The 17,512-nt window shown below is 63.9% G+C and carries 18 protein-coding genes; 15 read left to right on the forward strand and 3 right to left on the reverse strand.

All coding sequences use genetic code 11. The annotated features are described in order from the left end of the window. The first annotated feature begins 60 nt into the window (after nt 1-60). From hutI to ACTIGF_RS07545, 5 genes are all read left to right on the forward strand, one after another. Complete coding sequence (hutI, locus tag ACTIGF_RS07525; protein ID WP_439636270.1) at nt 61-1,254, forward strand: imidazolonepropionase; 1,194 nt, start codon at nt 61-63, stop codon at nt 1,252-1,254. Next, complete coding sequence (gene hutH / locus ACTIGF_RS07530; protein ID WP_439636271.1) at nt 1,248-2,777, forward strand: histidine ammonia-lyase; 1,530 nt, start codon at nt 1,248-1,250, stop codon at nt 2,775-2,777. Before hutI ends, hutH begins: the two co-directional genes overlap by 7 nt. Then, a complete protein-coding gene (gene hutU, locus ACTIGF_RS07535; RefSeq protein WP_439636272.1) occupies nt 2,777-4,444 on the forward strand; it encodes a urocanate hydratase in 1,668 nt (555 codons plus the stop codon). The genes hutH and hutU overlap by 1 nt, the downstream gene beginning before the upstream one ends. Before the next feature lie 9 nt (nt 4,445-4,453). Beyond that, nucleotides 4,454-5,374 (forward strand): formimidoylglutamase, encoded by a 921-nt coding sequence (gene hutG / locus ACTIGF_RS07540; RefSeq protein WP_439636273.1) that lies wholly within the window; start codon nt 4,454-4,456, stop codon nt 5,372-5,374. A gap of 88 nt (nt 5,375-5,462) precedes the next feature. Next, a complete protein-coding gene (locus ACTIGF_RS07545) occupies nt 5,463-6,827 on the forward strand; it encodes a dicarboxylate/amino acid:cation symporter (protein WP_439636274.1) in 1,365 nt (454 codons plus the stop codon). Here ACTIGF_RS07545 and ACTIGF_RS07550 read toward each other — a convergent pair. Beyond that, nucleotides 6,822-7,286: a GNAT family N-acetyltransferase gene (locus tag ACTIGF_RS07550; protein ID WP_439636275.1), complete on the reverse strand. Its 465-nt coding sequence runs from the start codon at nt 7,284-7,286 to the stop codon at nt 6,822-6,824. The two genes, ACTIGF_RS07545 and ACTIGF_RS07550, sit on opposite strands and share 6 nt — an antisense overlap. Beyond that, entirely contained in the window at nt 7,283-7,879 is a 597-nt protein-coding gene (locus ACTIGF_RS07555; RefSeq protein ID WP_439636276.1) for a TetR/AcrR family transcriptional regulator, read from the reverse strand. The genes ACTIGF_RS07550 and ACTIGF_RS07555 overlap by 4 nt, the downstream gene beginning before the upstream one ends. A 121-nt stretch (nt 7,880-8,000) precedes the next feature. Here ACTIGF_RS07555 and ACTIGF_RS07560 point away from each other — a divergent pair, with 121 nt between their 5' ends. From ACTIGF_RS07560 to ACTIGF_RS07595, 8 genes are all read left to right on the forward strand, one after another. After that, the gene (locus tag ACTIGF_RS07560; protein WP_439636277.1) at nt 8,001-8,870 is read left to right on the forward strand and encodes an NmrA family NAD(P)-binding protein; all 870 of its coding nucleotides are present in this window, start codon (nt 8,001-8,003) and stop codon (nt 8,868-8,870) included. A gap of 19 nt (nt 8,871-8,889) precedes the next feature. Further along, complete coding sequence (locus ACTIGF_RS07565) at nt 8,890-9,360, forward strand: anthrone oxygenase family protein (RefSeq protein WP_439636278.1); 471 nt, start codon at nt 8,890-8,892, stop codon at nt 9,358-9,360. A 66-nt stretch (nt 9,361-9,426) separates the two neighbouring features. Continuing rightward, on the forward strand, nt 9,427-10,320 hold the full coding sequence (locus tag ACTIGF_RS07570; RefSeq protein ID WP_160093073.1) for a LysR family transcriptional regulator: 894 nt from the start codon (nt 9,427-9,429) through the stop codon (nt 10,318-10,320). 103 nt (nt 10,321-10,423) lie between these two features. Further along, entirely contained in the window at nt 10,424-11,023 is a 600-nt protein-coding gene (locus ACTIGF_RS07575) for a flavodoxin family protein (RefSeq protein ID WP_439636279.1), read from the forward strand. 38 nt (nt 11,024-11,061) lie between these two features. Next, the gene (locus ACTIGF_RS07580; protein ID WP_439636280.1) at nt 11,062-12,051 is read left to right on the forward strand and encodes a cyclase family protein; all 990 of its coding nucleotides are present in this window, start codon (nt 11,062-11,064) and stop codon (nt 12,049-12,051) included. Nucleotides 12,052-12,065: 14 nt separating this feature from the next. Continuing rightward, nucleotides 12,066-12,938: an EamA family transporter gene (locus ACTIGF_RS07585; RefSeq protein ID WP_439636281.1), complete on the forward strand. Its 873-nt coding sequence runs from the start codon at nt 12,066-12,068 to the stop codon at nt 12,936-12,938. A 103-nt stretch (nt 12,939-13,041) separates the two neighbouring features. Continuing rightward, nucleotides 13,042-14,484, forward strand: coding sequence for an amidohydrolase family protein (locus tag ACTIGF_RS07590; protein WP_439636282.1), 1,443 nt, complete (start codon nt 13,042-13,044; stop codon nt 14,482-14,484). 69 nt (nt 14,485-14,553) lie between these two features. Next, a complete protein-coding gene (locus ACTIGF_RS07595) occupies nt 14,554-15,582 on the forward strand; it encodes a GlxA family transcriptional regulator (protein WP_439636283.1) in 1,029 nt (342 codons plus the stop codon). 7 nt (nt 15,583-15,589) lie between these two features. Here ACTIGF_RS07595 and ACTIGF_RS07600 read toward each other — a convergent pair whose 3' ends face one another. Beyond that, nucleotides 15,590-15,910, reverse strand: coding sequence for a winged helix-turn-helix transcriptional regulator (locus ACTIGF_RS07600; protein ID WP_439636284.1), 321 nt, complete (start codon nt 15,908-15,910; stop codon nt 15,590-15,592). A gap of 377 nt (nt 15,911-16,287) precedes the next feature. Here ACTIGF_RS07600 and ACTIGF_RS07605 point away from each other — a divergent pair, with 377 nt between their 5' ends. After that, nucleotides 16,288-16,710 (forward strand): glycine zipper family protein, encoded by a 423-nt coding sequence (locus tag ACTIGF_RS07605; RefSeq protein ID WP_439636285.1) that lies wholly within the window; start codon nt 16,288-16,290, stop codon nt 16,708-16,710. A 138-nt stretch (nt 16,711-16,848) separates the two neighbouring features. Further along, entirely contained in the window at nt 16,849-17,511 is a 663-nt protein-coding gene (rpe, locus tag ACTIGF_RS07610) for a ribulose-phosphate 3-epimerase (RefSeq protein ID WP_439636286.1), read from the forward strand. Nucleotide 17,512: the final 1 nt, after the last annotated feature.

Here is a 17,512-nt window from a genome sequence, read left to right on the forward strand (position 1 = left end):
CCTAGCTTGATCCGCAGTTTTTATATGTATAGACATATTTGAAACTCAGATGGGCGTTTCATGAAACTTCTCACCGATCTTGTGCTGGCCGGCTTTGACGCTCCAACCCCCTATGGACGCATAGATGCTGGCGTTCTGGTGCTGGAGGGCGATGCGATTGCGTTCAGCGGGTCGCGCTCTGATCTCCCTGACCGGTATGCTGATCTGACGCCGGTTTCGTTGGGCGGACGCCTGGTGACGCCGGGCCTGATCGATTGCCATACGCATCTGGTTTATGGCGGCAGCCGGGCGCGTGAGTTCGAGATGCGCCAGTCCGGCGCCAGCTATGCCGACATCGCTCAGGCGGGCGGCGGCATCGTCTCCACCGTGGCGGCCACCCGTAAGGCGAGCGAAGAGGCGTTGGTCGAACAGGCGCTGCCCCGGCTGGATCGCTTGCTCGCAGACGGCGTCACCACCGTGGAGATCAAGTCCGGCTATGGGCTGGACCGTGAGACCGAGCTCAAACAGCTGCGCGTGGCGCGCCGTCTGGGGCAGTTGCGCGCGGTGCGGGTGGTGACAAGCTTTCTGGGCGCCCACGCCATTCCGAAAGGCATGGAGGCGGACGCTTATATCGATACGGTCTGCATCCCCACGCTCAGAGAGGCCGCCGCCGAAGGCCTTGTCGACATGGTGGACGGGTTTGTTGAGTCCATCGCCTTCAACCCCGCCCAGATCGCGCGGGTCTTTGATGTGGCGGTCGAGCTGGGCCTGCCGGTGAAGCTGCATGCCGAGCAATTGTCTGATCAGGGCGGCGCCGCGTTGGCGGCGCGCTATGGCGCGAAATCCGTCGAGCACCTTGAATATGTCAGTGATGAAGATGTACGCGCGCTGGCTCAGGCGGGCAGCGTCGCCGTCATGCTGCCCGGCGCCTTCTACTTTCTCAAAGAAATCCAGAAACCGCCGATCGACTCTTTCCGACGGTCGGGCGTGCCCCTGGCGGTTTCCACCGACTCAAATCCCGGCTCGTCTCCCATGACCTCGCTGCTGCTGGCGATGAACATGGCGGCGACGCTCTTTGGCCTTACCCCGGAAGAAGCCTTGCGGGGGGTGACGGTGAACGCCGCCCGGGCGCTGAATCAGGGCCGGCTGGGGCGACTGGCGGCGGGGTGTCTCGCCGATTTCGCGGTCTGGGACGTCACCGACCCGGCTGAACTCACTTATCGCATGGGCGACGCTCCGCTTCATGCTCGTTATCTGGGAGGCGATGTGTGCTGACGCCCGGTTCCGTAACGCTCGACACGCTTGAGCATATCTGGCGCAAGGGCGGAGAGATCCGCCTGGACCCCGTCGCGCGCGACGGCGTGCGCCGCTCGGCTCGGCAGGTCGAAGCCGCAGCCCGCGGGTCCGAGGCCGTCTATGGCGTCAACACGGGCTTCGGCAAGCTCGCCTCCATCCGCATTGCGCCTGAAGACACCGCCGCGCTGCAGCGCAATCTGATCCTGTCGCATTGCTGCGGCGTGGGCGAAGAGACGCCTGAAGCCGTTGTCCGCCTGATGATGAGCCTGAAGCTCATCTCGCTGGGCCGGGGCGCGTCTGGCGTGCGTGAAGACATCGTCGATCTGATCGAAGCCATGCTGGAAAAGGGCGTCATGCCGGTCGTGCCCGCGCAAGGCTCGGTCGGCGCGTCGGGCGATCTCGCTCCGCTGGCTCATATGGCCGCCGTAATGATCGGGGAGGGCGAAGCGCGCTTTCAGGGTCAGGTGCTGTCCGGCGCTGATGCGCTTGAGCAAGCCGGGTTGAGCCCGGTGGTGCTGGGTCCCAAGGAAGGGCTGGCGCTGATCAACGGCACCCAGTTTTCGACCGCCTATGCGCTCGCGGGCCTGTTTGAAGCGCGCCACGCGGCAAGGACGGCGCTCGTGACCTGCGCGCTCAGCATGGATGCGGCCATGGCCTCCACCGCGCCCTTGCTGGAGGAGATTCACGCCCTGCGCGGCCATCCCGGCCAGATCGCAGCCGCACGCGTGATGCGCGAGCTGCTCGAGGACAGCGAGATCCGTCAGTCCCACCGCACCGATGATCCACGCGTTCAGGACCCGTACTGCATGCGCTGTCAGCCCCAGGTGGTGGGCGCGGCGATGGACATGCTGGATAACGCCGCGCGCATGCTGGAGCGTGAAGCGAACGCCGCCACCGACAACCCGCTGGTGCTCGCCGATGAGGGCGTCATCGTGTCGGGCGGTAACTTCCACGCCGAGCCGGTGGCGTTTGCGGCCGACATGATCGCGCTCGCCGTGTCGGAAATCGGCGCCATCGCCCAGCGGCGCATCGCGCTGCTGGTGGACCCCACGCTTAGCTTTGACCTGCCGCCCTTCCTCGCCGCCGATCCGGGGCTTAATTCGGGGCTGATGATCGCGGAAGTGACCAGCGCGGCGCTGATGAGTGAGAACAAGCATCTCGCCAATCCCTGCTCGACGGATTCAACGCCCACCTCCGCCAATCAGGAAGATCATGTGAGCATGGCCGCCCATGGCGCGCGGCGCCTGATGCGGATGACGGCGAACCTTTTCCATATTCTGGGCATTGAGTTGTTCTGCGCGGCTGAGGGCGTGCGCTTTCGCGCGCCGTTAAACACCAGCGCGCCGCTCTGCGCGATGCTTGATGTGTTCAACGCCGACATTCGTCCGCTGTTGCAGGACCGCTATCTCGCCCCCGATCTTGAAGCCTCGGCGCGCCTGGTGCGCGGCATGGCGATCCTCGACGCCGCCGGGGTGACGCCCTCAGACCTGGAGAGTGTGTGATGACCGATCGCCGCCAGAACGCCCGTGAAATCCGCCCCCCAATGGGGACCAAGCTCAACGCCAAATCCTGGTTGACCGAAGCTCCGCTCCGTATGCTGATGAATAATCTTCATCCGGACGTGGCCGAGAACCCCGACGAGCTTGTCGTCTATGGCGGCATTGGCCGCGCCGCGCGGGACTGGAACAGCTTTGACAAGATCGTCGAGAGCCTGAAGGCGCTCGAGGATGACGAGACCTTGCTGGTTCAGTCCGGCAAACCGGTCGGGGTGTTCCGCACCCATGAAAACGCGCCGCGCGTGCTGATCGCCAACTCCAACCTGGTGCCGCACTGGGCCAATTGGGACCATTTCAACGAACTCGATAAGAAGGGTCTGGCCATGTACGGCCAGATGACCGCGGGCTCGTGGATCTATATCGGCACCCAGGGGATTGTTCAGGGTACGTACGAAACATTCGTGGAGGCGGGCCGCCAGCACTATGAGGGCGACCTCAAGGGCCGCTGGATCCTGACGGCAGGGCTTGGGGGCATGGGCGGCGCCCAGCCGCTGGCGGCTGTGATGGCGGGCGCATGCTGCCTCGCCATTGAATGCGACGAGACTCGCATCGATTTCCGTCTGCGCACGGGCTATGTGGACGAGAAAGCGACCTCTGTGGACGAGGCGCTGGAGATGATCGAGCGTTGGACCAGGGCGGGTGAAGCCAAGTCCGTGGGCCTTCTGGGCAACGCCGCCGAGATCGTGCCAGAGCTCTATGCGCGCGGCGTGCGCCCGGACATGCTGACCGATCAGACCAGCGCCCATGATCCGCTGAACGGCTATCTGCCGGCGGGTTGGAGCGTGGCGGACTGGCGCGATGCGCGTGAACGCGATCCCAAGCGCGTCGAAGCCGCCGCCCGCGCCAGCATGAAGACCCATGTGGAGGCCATGCTGGCCTTTCATGCCGATGGCGTGCCGACACTTGATTACGGCAATAATATCCGTCAGGTGGCGCTGGAAGAGGGTGTTGCGAACGCCTTCGATTTCCCTGGTTTCGTGCCCGCCTATATCCGCCCGCTCTTTTGCCGCGGCGTCGGCCCGTTCCGCTGGGCGGCGCTGTCGGGCGACCCTGAAGACATCTACAAGACCGACGCCAAGGTGAAGGCGCTGATCCCCGATGATCCTCATCTTCACCAATGGCTCGACATGGCGCGCGAACGCATCAGCTTTCAGGGGCTGCCCGCACGCATCTGCTGGGTCGGGTTGGGCCAACGCCATCGTCTGGGCCTCGCCTTCAATGAAATGGTGCGCACCGGTGAGCTGAAAGCGCCGGTGGTGATCGGGCGCGACCATCTGGATTCGGGCTCTGTCGCTTCGCCGAACCGTGAAACCGAAGCGATGAAGGACGGCTCGGATGCGGTGTCGGACTGGCCGTTGCTCAACGCGCTTCTGAACACCGCCAGCGGCGCCACCTGGGTCAGCCTGCATCATGGCGGCGGGGTCGGCATGGGCTTCTCCCAGCATTCGGGCATGGTGATCTGTTGTGACGGTTCAGAAGCCGCCGACAAACGCCTCGCCAATGTGTTGTGGAACGACCCGGCCACGGGCGTGATGCGCCATGCGGACGCTGGATACGAGATCGCCCTCGACTGCGCGCGTGAGAACGGGCTCAATCTGCCCGGCATTCTCTAGGAGCGCCGCATGAGCGTCACCCGCACTCAAGCTCCGGACTGGACCGGCCGCATGGACCCCGAAGACGGGCCCGACGCGATCCGTTTGCATCAGCTCGTGCAACCGGACGCCAATCGCGCCGTGATCGGGTTTGCGTGCGACGCCGGTGTGAAGCGCAATAAGGGTCGGGTCGGCGCCAGGGACGGCCCCGCCGCCCTGCGGCAGGCGCTGGCGATCCTCGCAGCGCCTCACAACGCCCTGGCGTTCTCAGACCTCGGTGATGTGGCTGTGACGGGCGACGCGCTTGAGGCGGGACAGGACACGCTAGCGAACACGATTGCGGACGCGCTCCACCGCCATGACCGGCTGGTGGTCTTGGGCGGCGGGCATGAAACGGCTTTCGCGTCTTATCAAGGCTTGCGCAAACGCCATCGAGACGCGCGGATCGGCATTATCAATCTGGACGCTCATCTGGATCTGCGCTTGCCGGGCGAAGCGGGCGGCTCGTCCGGGACGCCCTTCGCCCAGATCCGGGCGCTTGATCCCGAGCGGTTTGATTATCTGTGCGTAGGGTATGCCGAGGAGGCGAACACCCAGGCGCTCCTGAAGCGCGCGCAGGACTGGGGCGTCGGGCTGGTGCGCGATCATGAACTGATCGCTGATCCTTTGGTCGCAAATCAAGCCATATCCGAGCTGATCGCGCGCAATGATCATGTGTATCTGACGATTGATATCGACGTGCTCAGCCATTTTCAGGCGCCGGGCGTCAGCGCGCCGGCGGCGCGGGGCGTACCGCTGTCGACGATCGAGCAGATTGTGGGCTTTGTCCTCGCCAAGGCCGGCGCCCGTCTGGCGCTCGCCGATCTGGTTGAGCTCTGTCCCGCCCGTGACCAGGACGGGGTGACGGCGAAGACGGCCGCTATACTGGCGCGCCATCTGTTGATGAGGTGATCGGACGCAGTGCAGACTTCTGGCAAAGCCTTGCCAGGTTTGACGTCACAGGTCTCAATAGCTTCAGACAGGTGACAAGAGCTTGCCCATGAATGTTCGGCGCAATTTGCGGGTGCGCGATATCCGCGGCCTGATCGAATCGCGCCTGTGGGCGCAGATTCTTGTGGCCATGGTCGTGGGTGTCGGCGTCGGATTGCTGCTCTCGCCGCAGACTGAAGGACCGCTCTCGCTGGATCCCGCCGCCGCGGAGCAACTGGCGGAATGGCTGCGCCTGCCCGGCCAGATCTTCCTCAACGTCATCCAGATGGTGGTGATCCCGCTGATCATCAGCTCGATCATTCTGGGGCTGACCTCGGCGGGAGATCCGGCGTTTCTACGCAAGGTGGGATTGCGGATCGCGCCGTATTTTGTCGGCACGACCACACTGGCGGTTCTGTTGGGTGCGGCGGTGGCGACCTTGATCAAGCCAGGCCGGTTTATTGACGGCGAGCGCTTTGCAGACGCCGCGATGGCCGAGGCTGAAGGGTCCGCCGAGGCGCTTCTGGACGGCTCCTCCGAACTGTTGTCGGCGCCCGCCCAGATCGCCAATCTGGTGCCGGCCAATATCGATAACGCCATGCTGACCGGCAACATGCTGCAAATCGTGGTCTACGCCTTGTTCATTGGCGTGGCGATGTCGATCATCGGCCCGGACCGGTCCGAACCGCTCAGCCGATTGCTGCAGACCGTGCAGGAAGTGGCGATGAAAATCATTGGCTGGGCCATGCGCCTGGCGCCCATCGCCGTGCTGGGTTTGATCTCTGATTTCGTCATCCGGGCCGGTGTTGACGCCTTGGTGGGGTTATCAGCCTATATCGTCTCGGTTCTGATCGGGCTCGCCGCTTTGCTGGCGTGCTATCTTGTGATCGTACTGGTGTTGGGGCGCCGCAATCCGTTCGCGTTCGCCGGCAAGATCGTTGATGCGCAGCTGCTGGCGTTCTCGACGTCCAGCTCGGCGGCGACCATGCCGCTTTCACTGCGGGTGGCTGAAGACCGGCTCAAGATTGCGCCGCCGATTGCGCGCTTTGTCATTCCGCTGGGCGCGACCGTGAATATGGACGGTACGGCGCTGTACCAGGTGGTCGCTGCGCTTTTCATCGCCCAGCTGTTCGGCGTCGAGGTGTCGGTCGCCCAGTTTGCGCTGCTGGTGATCACTGTGGTGGGCGCCAGCATCGGCAGCCCGTCGACGCCGGGTGTGGGCATCATCATCCTCGCCACGATTTTGCAGGGCATGGGTATTCCGGCGGCAGGCGTGGCGATTTTGCTGGGCGTGGACCGCATCCTCGACATGTGCCGGACGGCGGTGAACGTCACCGGCGATCTGACCGCCTGCGTGGTGATGGACCGTTGGCTTGAGGATGTGAAAGAGGGCCCGCCGACGACGCCTGAATCAACAGATGCGCCCGCGTCATAGAGCGAGCTTCAGCCCTTCATGGCTGCTGACGAAGCCCAGGCTTTCGTAAAACCTCAAAGCGTCTGTGCGCGTCTTGTCAGAGGTCAGTTGCACCAGTCCGCATTGTTTGATGCGGCATTGCTCGATCGCCCACTCAATCATGGTGCGGCCCAGCCCGTCGCCCCGCCGACGCCGGGCGATGCGAACGCTTTCGATCTGACCGCGCCACATGCCCAGGCGCGACAGGCCGGGGATGAAGCTCAGCTGCAAGCAGCCGGCCACCCCTGCGTCATCTTCCAGTATGGCGAGATACTGGTTGGGATCAGACTGGATCGCGTCAAACGCGGACAGATAGGCTGGATCAACCGGGGTGCTGACGCGTTCCCGGCTTTGCCCGAGATCGTCATCGGCGAGCAGCGCGATGATCGCCACGAGATCGTCGCGACCGGCTCGGCGAAAAGTGAAGGTATTGGTCGTCATGATGCGGCTTCCTGTGAACACAGATAGCTTCGGGCCAGCGCTTTCATGTGATGCAGATACCTTGCTTGCGGCCAGGCGCAGCTTTGGGTCAGCGCTTCCCAGTTGCGCACGGACAACAAGGCCCAAAGCAGGTCCGCCGCCGTTTGCGCATCCAGTTCGGGGCGCAGATCGCCATCCCTGTCGAGGGCGTTGACCGCCGCGTCACAGCCCTGACGCATGGCGGTCATGCGATCACTCCAGGCCAGGTCCGCCGCTTCGTCGCTGGGGGCCATCGCCATCAGGGCGCGCGCTACGGGATAGATGATCGGGATATAGCCGCCCCAGGCCTCGATGAAGGCGTCCAGCCTATCAACGCCGGACGTGGCTGCGCGGCTGGGCGCAAGCCGGCCCGCCACATCCTCCACCTCGTCAATATGACGCGTCAGGGCGATCAGAAGCTCCGCACGCGTCTTGAAGTGCAGATACACCGCCTGCCGGCTGAGCCCGGCGGCTTTGGCGATGTCGCTCATCCGGGTCGATGCGCCGTTATCGCTGACCAGCAGGGTGTAACAGGCGTTGAGGATCTTGGTGCGGGTGTCCGCTGCGGCGGCCATTGCAGGATCTCCGGGGGCTAAAAGTTGGCGTACCTTCGATTACGCTTGACACCGTGTCAAGAGACACGTACTTGACGCTGTGTAAAGTTTACATCGCGTCAAGTGGCGCAAGGAGCATGACATGACAATTTTCAACGCAGTCCGCCGTGCGTTCACGCGCACCTCTCCCATTCTGATCACGGGCGCGACCGGCAAGACTGGTGGCCGCGTGGCGCAAATCCTGGCCGAGCAGGGCCACCCGATCCGTCTGGGCTCGCGGCGGGCGGACATTTCCTTTGACTGGAACCAGCCGGACACCTGGCCGGCGGCGCTGGACGGCGTGAAGGCGGTCTACATCGCTTATGCGCCGGATCTGGCGGTCCCCGGCGCGGTCTCGACGATCACGCGCTTTGTGGACGCTGCGGCAAAGCAGGGCGTGCAACGCCTGGTCCTGTTGTCAGGCCGCGGCGAAGCCGAAGCGCAGGCGTGCGAGCGGATCGTGCTCAATAGCGGGCTGGAAGCGAGTGTGGTGCGCGCCAGCTGGTTCAATCAGAATTTCTCCGAGGGCGCGTTTGCGGACATGGTGCGCGCCGGCCAGCTGACACTGCCTGCTGGCGACACGCCTGAGCCCTTCGTGGACGCTGATGACATCGCTGAAGTCGCGGTCGCAGCGCTGACCCAGCCAGGTCATGACGGCGAGATCTATGAGGTCACCGGTCCCCGTCTGATGACGTTCAAGGATGTGGCCGCAACCCTGTCTGAGGCCACAGGCCGGACCATCGACTTCGTTGCGATCCCTCATGAGGCCTTTCTGGACGGCGCAAAAGCCTCCGGAGCGCCGTCAGACGTGGTGTGGTTGATGGATTACCTGTTCACCACGGTCTTTGACGGCCGCAACGCCCAGGTGTGTGACGGCGTTCAGCGCGCCCTGGGACGCCCCGCCACGGATTTCGAGACGTACGCCCGCAAGACCGCCGCTCGCGGCGTCTGGCTGGCGGCTGAGCGGGTCTAGAGCGATGATGGAGGGTGAGATGACGGTGTATGTCGTTGCGCTTGCGGGACTGGTTCTGGCGACAGGCCTGACGGCGGGCGTTTTCCTGGCGTTTTCAGATTTCATCATGCGCGGCCTGTCTCAGGCCGCGCCCGGCGCCGGCGCGGCTGGCATGATCGGACTGAACCGGACGGTGTTGCGATCGGTCTTTCTGACCAGCTTCTTCCTCATCATCCCGTTTGCGGCCGGGCTGGTCTGGTGGGCGCCGGATGCGGCGCCGGCAGCTGCCCGCTGGCTTATGGGACTGGGCGCCGGTGTTTACGCGGTGCTGGTCTTCGGCGTCACGCTTGTGGCGAATGTGCCGATGAACAAGGCGCTGGAGGCCAGTGGCGGTGCGGAGGATGTCTGGGAGCGTTATCGGCGCGTCTGGACTGCCTGGAACCATATCCGGACCCTGGGAGCGACATTGAGCTTTGCCGTCTTCCTGACGGCTTTGACGATGCTGACTTGAGTCCGGCATCAGGAGTGGGCGATCATTGATGATCACCTATGAGTCGCATCGAGCAGGGGCCGGGCCATGGACCGATTATCAACGCTGGAGGTCTTCCGGCGGGTGGCCGAATGTAACGGCTTCAGCGCGGCGGCGCGGGATCTGGGCGTGTCCAACGCCGCGGTCAGCAAGGCGGTCAAGGATCTCGAAGCCCGGCTTGGCGTCCAGTTGATCGTGCGCACCACCCGCTCTCTGAACCTGACCGATGCGGGCGCGGCCTATTATCATCAGACGTGCGCGGTGCTGGACGCGTTGGCGGAAGCTGACGAGCAGGTGCGCGCCGAAGCTGCGAGCCCGCGTGGGCGACTGAAAGTGTCAGCGCCCATGTCGATGGGGCTGACGACCCTGTCTGAGGCCTTGCCAGATTTCTGTCGTCAGTACCCGGACATTCTTCTCGACCTGCATATGAGCGATGAGTATGTGGACCTGGTCAGCGGAGGGTTCGACCTGGCGATCCGAGGAGGCTTGTTGCAGGATTCCAGCCTGAAAGTGCGCAAATTGCTGGATCTGGACAGGATTGTCTGCGCCGCGCCGAGCTATCTGGAAGCTCGGGGGCGTCCTGCATCCCCTCAGGATCTGAGTGCGCATGATTGCCTGGTGTTCGCCGGGTCAGGAGCGCCGGAAACCTGGCCGCTGTTCAGCGCCGACGGCATGCAAGCGGTCCCGGTCAAGCCGAGACTGCGGATCAACAACTCGATCGCGCTCAAGGCCGCTGCAAAGCAAGGGCTGGGCCTCGCACTTCTGCCAAATGTTTATGTGCGTGAGGACATGGCGTCCGGCGCCCTGGTCGACGCCATGCCCGGATGGCGCGGTGAAGCGCAGGCATTATACGCCGTCTATCCCGAACAGCGCGAGGTCTCACGGAAGGTGAGGGTCTTCCTCGACTTTCTGGTCGAGCATTTCAGGACGATGCAGAGCTAGGATTTATATTTCACGTTTCGTGAAATATAAATCAACAAAAGCCTGAATTATTTTCAATTTGCCGTGCAGTAAGGTTCGACCCGTCATCACACGGGAGAGCGCCATGCGCACGCAAATCGCAATCGCCTATCATACTGGCTACGGACATACCCGCGTTCTTGCCGAGGCCGTCGCTCAAGGGGTCGAGCGCCAGTCCGGCGCGCGGGCCGAGTTGATCGACGTCACCGACATGAACTCTGAGAGCTGGGCTGTGCTCGCTGTTTCAGATGCGATCATTTTTGGCTCGCCGACCTATATGGGCGCGGTCTCGGGGCCGTTTAAAACCTTCATGGACCAGACCTCCGCCATCTGGCTGGCGCGAAGCTGGGCGGACAAGCTGGCGGCGGGCTTCACCGTTTCCAGCTCGCAGGCCGGCGACAAGTTCGCCACGCTCAGCCAGCTCGCCACGCTGGCGGCCCAGCACGGCATGCTGTGGGTGAGCCTCAACCAGTTGCCCGGCAATAACAGCTCGACCGCCAGCGTGGACGATCTCAATCGTATCGGGGCGTCTCTGGGCGCCATGGCCCAGGCCAATAATGACCAGGGACCGGACCTCGCCCCGCCCGCCGCGGACCGTGAAAGCGCGGCCCGGCTCGGCGCCCGCGTCGCAGAGCTGACGCAGCGTATGGCCGCAGGTCGCGCGAAGATCGCAGAGCCTGCCTGAGGCCTTTGCGTTCAATCATTCAGTTTACGGAGAATGCTATGACACGGCTGTCATCGGCGCTGATCGGCGCCGCTTTATCCGCAGTCCTGTGCGCGGTCGCAACGGCGCAATCGGATCGTCCTGAAGTCGGCGTGAGCCCATGGGGGGCGGACGATGAAATCGGACGGCTCAACCTGATGACGCCGGTCAGCCAGGCCGCCATTCTGGGCCGGATCTCGGGCGGCGCGCCCTATGATCTGTCGGTGGAGTATTTCATCGGCATGCCCAGCTGGCAGGCCGCGGGTGATCCTCATTATCGGATCTGGATGACCCACACCCCGCACGGCACCGGCGTGGATGACCCGCTGGGGGTGGGCCACGCCATGAACGACCATGTCAGCTACACGGGCGCGGCGGTCTCGATGTACACCCATACCGGCACGCACATCGACGCCCTGGTCCATTTCGGGCTCAATGGCGAAGTGTGGAACGGCTTCACGGCGGAGGAGCATCTTGGAGATCGCGGTTGGCGCGTGGGCGGGGCTGAGGCGTTGCCGCCCATCGTTGCGCGCGGCGTACTGATTGATCTGCCGGCGTTTCTTGGCGTCGATCAGCTCGCTGACGGGTACCGGATCAGCCGGTCGGACCTGATCGGCGCGCTCGCGTCTCAACAGGTGTCTCTGGCTGAAGGTGATGTGGTGCTGATCCGAACCGGCCGCATGCAGGTGTATGACGATGCTCAAGCTTACATGCAGAACCCGCCCGGTCTGGGCATGGAGGCCGCCCGCTTCCTGATTGAGGAGGGCGGGGCGATGATCGTTGGCGCTGACAATCTCAGCTTTGAGGCCTTCCCCAGTGAAGATCCGGCCAATTACGTGCCGGTGCACACCTATCTTTTGGCGGAACAAGGCGCCCCGATCATCGAGCTTGTGTTTCTGGAGGCGTTGGCGCGCGATCAGGTCTATGAGTTCGCCTTTATTGGTGGCGGTTTGCGCCTGCGTGGGGCGGACGCCGCACCGATGCGTCCGCTCGCCTTTCCCCTGCGCTAGGGAAGGGGATCATCATGCCGCGTATGTTTGACCTGATCCTGACCGGGCTCGCGCCCATGGTCTGGGGGACGACCTATATCGTCACCACCGAGATGCTGCCTGCGGGTTATCCCCTGACCCTGGCCGTCTTGCGCGCTTTGCCCGCCGGCCTGTTGTTGCTGGTCGTCCTGCGCCGGCTGCCGGTCGGGCGGCAATGGGGCGAGGCGGCGGTGCTCGGGGCGGTCAATTTCGCCATTTTCTGGGCCTGCCTGTTCGTCGCCGCCTATCGCTTGCCCGGCGGCGTGGCGGCGACCATGGGCTCGCTTCAGGCGCTGATCGTCATTGGACTGGCGCGAGTGGTGCTGGACCAACCGGTGCGGCGTCTGGCGGTGATGGGCGGTATCACGGGCGTGCTGGGCGTGGCGTGCCTGGTCCTGGGGCCAGCCGCAGGTCTTGATCCTATTGGCGTCGCCGCGGGGTTGGGCGGCGCAGTGTCGATGGCGACAGGTACGGTGTTGAGCCGGAAATGGCGGCGCGACACTCCGCTTCTGACCTTCACCGCCTGGCAATTGGCCGCTGGCGGGATGCTGCTTCTGCCGTTCGCCTTGCTGCTTGAGCCACCTTTGCCGTCCCTTGATCGTGAGGCGATTGCGGGTTTGCTCTGGCTTGGCCTCATCGGAGCAGCGCTGACCTATGGGCTATGGTTTCGCGGCGTTCAGCGTCTTGATCCGGCAGCAGTGTCCACGCTCGGTTTTCTCAGCCCTCTGACGGCGGTGCTGATCGGCTGGCTGCTTTTGGGACAAAGCCTCAGCCCGGTTCAAATGGCGGGCGTGATTCTGGTGCTGGGCGGGGTCTGGGCCGGAGGGCGAGCTGCTCCCGCGCCTTTGCGCGCGAGACTGAGCGACTAGGTCCGGCGCGCTCGGCATAGCTTTCAGCAAGATTGTCCGAATCTGCACTTTCGTCTCGCGCGCCTGCGTTCCAGACTGAAGGGGTGTTAGGCGGGAGAGCGAGATGCGGATTGTCTTCGGGGTGCTGGTCGGTCTGGGCGTTCTCGCCGGACTGATCTGGGCGGTGGCGTTTCGATGGCCGTCAGAGATGTCCGGCCGTGCGCCGGCGCCCGCCATCCTGATCGAAAATGTGCGCCTGGTCTCCATGGTCGCAGGCGAGCCTGACGCGCTTGAGGCTCAGGATATTCTGGTGATCGACGGCGTCATCGCCGCGCGCGTCCCTCATGGCGCCCTGGCCGGCGATCCACGCCTTGAGGGCGCTGAGCACATTGACGCCGCGGGTCGCACGGTGTTGCCCGGGCTGATCGACGCCCATGTGCATGTCTGGGATATGCCGGAGCTGGCCGGGTATCTCGCCCATGGCGTCACCAGCGTGCGCAATGTCGCCGGGCTGCCGGTGCATTTGCGCTGGGCGGACAGGATCGAGGACGGCGCCCTTCTGGGGCCGACGCTTCTGACCACCGGGCCGATTCTGAACTCGCCGGGTCCGAACGCCCAGCAGAACCATGTTCTGGTGATGACCGGTGATGAGGCGCGCGCCGCCGTCCGCCGTCAGCATCAACAGGGCTACCGGCATTTGAAAGTGTATTCAAACCTGACCGAAGACGCCTATCGCGGCGTTCTTGAAGAAGCGCGCGCTCTGGGGCTGACGGTGTCGGGCCATACGCCTGAAGGCGTGCGCGAGCCGGGCATTCCGCTGGAGCGCGATTTTCTGATCCCCTTCACGAGCGTGCTCGATGACGGGTTTCTGACCATAGAGCATACCGAATCCATCGTCTGGCACGGACTGCGCGACCGTCTGAACGCGGAACGCATGCAGCAGCTGGCGGGCGAGATGGCCCAAGCCGGCGTTGTCGTGACGCCCACCCTGATCGCCCATGACAATCTGGTGCGGGTGGCGGAAACCGGCGGCGCCTATCTGGAGCGTCCTGGGGTTGAAACCCTCAATCCGCTCTATGTGCGCATCGATGCAGATGTTTACGCGTATTGGGCGCGTCAGGACCCAGCCGTCCGGGAAGAGGCGCGACGCCAGTTCTATCGCCAGGCCACAGGCATGATGCATGAGGCGGGCGTGACGCTGATCGCCGGCACGGATGCGGGCATTTTCACCAATCTTCCAGGCCGGTCGATGACGCGCGAGCTGGAATTGCTGGTGATGTCGGGCTTGAGCCCGCATGCGGCGTTGCAGACCGCCACCGCGAATGGCGCGCAGGTTCTGGGGCTGACCGATCGCGGCCGGATCGCGCCGGGATTGCGCGCGGATCTGGTGCTGGTCAGCGGCGATCCGTTGAGCGATGTGGCCGTGGTCGAGTTTCCCGACGCTGTGATGGTGAACGGGATCTGGCTTGATCGCGCCGAGCTGGATGATCTGGAGCGTGCAGCGGGCAAGGGTTCGCTCTTGCGCAGCGTCACAAACGTCCTGCCGATCTTGTTGGGACGGCAATAGGAGCAGTTTGGCGGAATCTGCGTGTTTGCAGGCTTTTCGGATTCCGCGTGCTGGGCGCACTATCAGCCTATGACATATCCTGTTTCTTCTCCGCTCGCCGAGCCGCCGCTCATTCATGTGGTGATGGTGGCGTATCCTGACGCCCATGTGCTGGACATCACTGGCCCCATGGAGGTGCTCTCCGGGGTCAAGCTGTTCCGCGATGGCGGCGTGGGCGGGTATGAGTTGACCCTGGTCGCCGCTGAGACGACCCCGATCCGCACCACGTCCGGCCTGTCTCTGGCGCCTGATATGACGTTTGAGCAGGTGCGCGGCAGCGGTTTGCCCATCGATGTTCTGATGATCGCTGGCGGTCATGGAACCCAGGCCGCGCTCAAGGACCGCCGGTTGATGGAGTTCGTGGCCTGGGCGGATCAGCAGGCCAAACGTGTGATTTCGATCTGCACCGGGGCTTTCATCCTGGCGGAGCTGGGGCTTCTGGACGGCAAGCGCGCCGCAACCCATTGGTGGTGGTGCCCCGTGATGGCGAAACGCTATCCCGCGGTCGAGCTGGACGCCGATGCGATCTATGTGCGCGACGGCAAATACTGGACCTCGGCGGGCGTCACCTCGGGCATGGATCTGGCGCTGGCGCTGGTTGAGGCCGACTGGGGGCATGACATGGCGCTCAAAGTGGCGCGCTATAATGTCATGTACATGATGCGTCCGGGCGGGCAGGCTCAGTTCAGCGCCCAGCTGGTCGCCCAGCAGGTGGATGACGGCCCGATCAACCGCACGCTTGAGCACATCCTCTCAAATCTCACCGATGAGCTGAGCGTGGCCGACCTTGCCTCACTGGCCTGCATGTCCGAGCGCAGTTTTGCGCGCAAGTTCAAACGTGAGACGGGAGAGACTCCCGCCGCTTATGTGGAGCAGGCCCGGCTTCAGGATGCGCGTGTGCGGCTCGAGCAGTCAGATGACACGATTGACCTCATCGCGCTCAAATCAGGCTTTGGCGCCGCCGAGCGCATGCGTCGGGCGTTTCACAAGCATCTGGGGGTGACCGTGCGGTCTTACCGGGAGCGCTTTCGCCCGAACCGTCCGGCGGCGGATGCGTGAAATGAGGTTACAGCTCATGGCCATGGGCGACACGGATTTCCGCCCAGCTATTGGACCAGTCACGCAAGGCGTACAAAACAGGCCCCAGCTCTTCAAGGAGGGCGGTGGGTTTGTAGCCTTGATCCGTGCTTTCCAGCAAAAGCGTGTCTTTCAAGAGCGCCAGACGCTGGTTGAGCACGGTGGGCGAGATCTCGTCGCACTGGGCGCGCAGCTCGCGAAAGGTCAGCGGGCCGTTGCGCAGCTCCCAAATGATGCGCAGCACCCATTTCTGACCCAACACATCAAACAGGGCCAGGACGGGGCGCGAGGTTTCGGTCAGTTTCGCCACAATTTCTCCCAGAAATGGTCACTTGCGCTACGGAAAGCGTAGCGGTAGTCTTTGCTACATAATACGTAGCGCGGCCCGCCTCGATTGGAAGGGCGGCGTCTACTAGGGGGCCTCGCTCCCGCTGGTTGGTCAACCCTTTCGCCCGAACGCCGGAAAACCGGGAGGGCGGAGACTGCAGGAGACGCCGAGATGGCGCACATGGCAGTTCGGGCGTTCATTGCGCCCTTCAACCCGATGTCGTCAGCGCCGCCCGGCGCTGCGCATGCTGTCTCTGGTCCGCCGAGAAACGGCCCGGACAGCTCACGGACGCTGCGCGGAGTGCGCGCGGTCTAAGACCCTGGGCCCGATTAGGCGGCCCTTTTCCTCAGGAGAGAAACATGAAACGCAGTTTGACTGCGCGCACGGCTCTGTGCGCGTTGCGGGGCGGGTGCGCCCTGTTGGCGGCAGGTGTTGCAGTTTTGGCGTTAGGCGCCTGCGCAGGCGGCGGCGCGGATTACGCACCGGTCGTGGATGGACCCCGCTCGGTGGCTTACCAGGCGGATTTGCAGGCCTGTCAGGCATTGGCGCGTGAACGCGCTTTCATGAACGCCGACACGCGAACCGATATGGCCATCGGCGCTGGGGTCGGCGCGCTCGCCGGACTGGCTGATGATGATGTCACCGATACGGAAGGCGCCTTGGCGGGCGCTCTTGTGGGGGCGGCGGTCGGCGGGATGAGCGGTGCGCTCGAAACGCGCGACGAACGCCGCCAGATGGTTGTGGACTGCCTGCGCTTGCGGGGGCATCGCGCCATCGGCTGATCATTGAGACGGATCTGAAAGGCGGATTGGCCATCCGCCTTTCAGAGCGTTCTGAACGGACTGAAACAACTGCCGCGATCAAAGCGAAAGCGGACGGGACGCCTTGCCCAAAAAGCGGGCCGCTGATACGCAATCAGCATGGCCCATTCCGCGATTATTTCCCCTTCGATTCTCTCGGCTGATTTCGCCCGCTTGGGGGAGGAAGTCAAAACCGTCGACGCCGCCGGCGCCGACTGGATCCATATTGATGTGATGGATGGGCATTTCGTGCCGAATCTGACCATTGGCCCGGCGGTGGTGAAAGCCCTGCGGCCCTGGTCTGAAAAGCCCTTCGACGTGCATTTGATGATCTCGCCAGTGGACGCCTACATTGCTGATTTCGTTGACGCCGGCGCGGACATGATCACGGCGCATCCCGAAGCGGGGCCGCATTTTCACCGCACCGTCCAATCGATCAAGAATCACGGTGTGAAGGCTGGGGCGGCGCTGAACCCCGGCACGTCACTGGATTGCATCGACTATGTGCTGGACGAGCTCGACCTGGTCTTGATCATGAGCGTCAATCCCGGCTTTGGCGGGCAGAGCTTTCTCAGCTCCCAGCTGCGCAAGATCGACACGCTTCGCAAGACCATTGACCGTCGCGGCCTGGACACGATGATTGAGGTGGATGGCGGGGTGAACCCGCAAACGGCGCAGCAATGCCTGGCCGCCGGCGCGGACGCGCTGGTCGCCGGGTCGGCGGTTTTTAAAGGCGGTCCGGACGCCTACGCCAAGAACATCGCCGCCTTGCGGGGCGCATGAG

It is taken from the genome of Oceanicaulis sp., from assembly GCF_051859625.1.
GTDB lineage: Bacteria > Pseudomonadota > Alphaproteobacteria > Caulobacterales > Maricaulaceae > Oceanicaulis.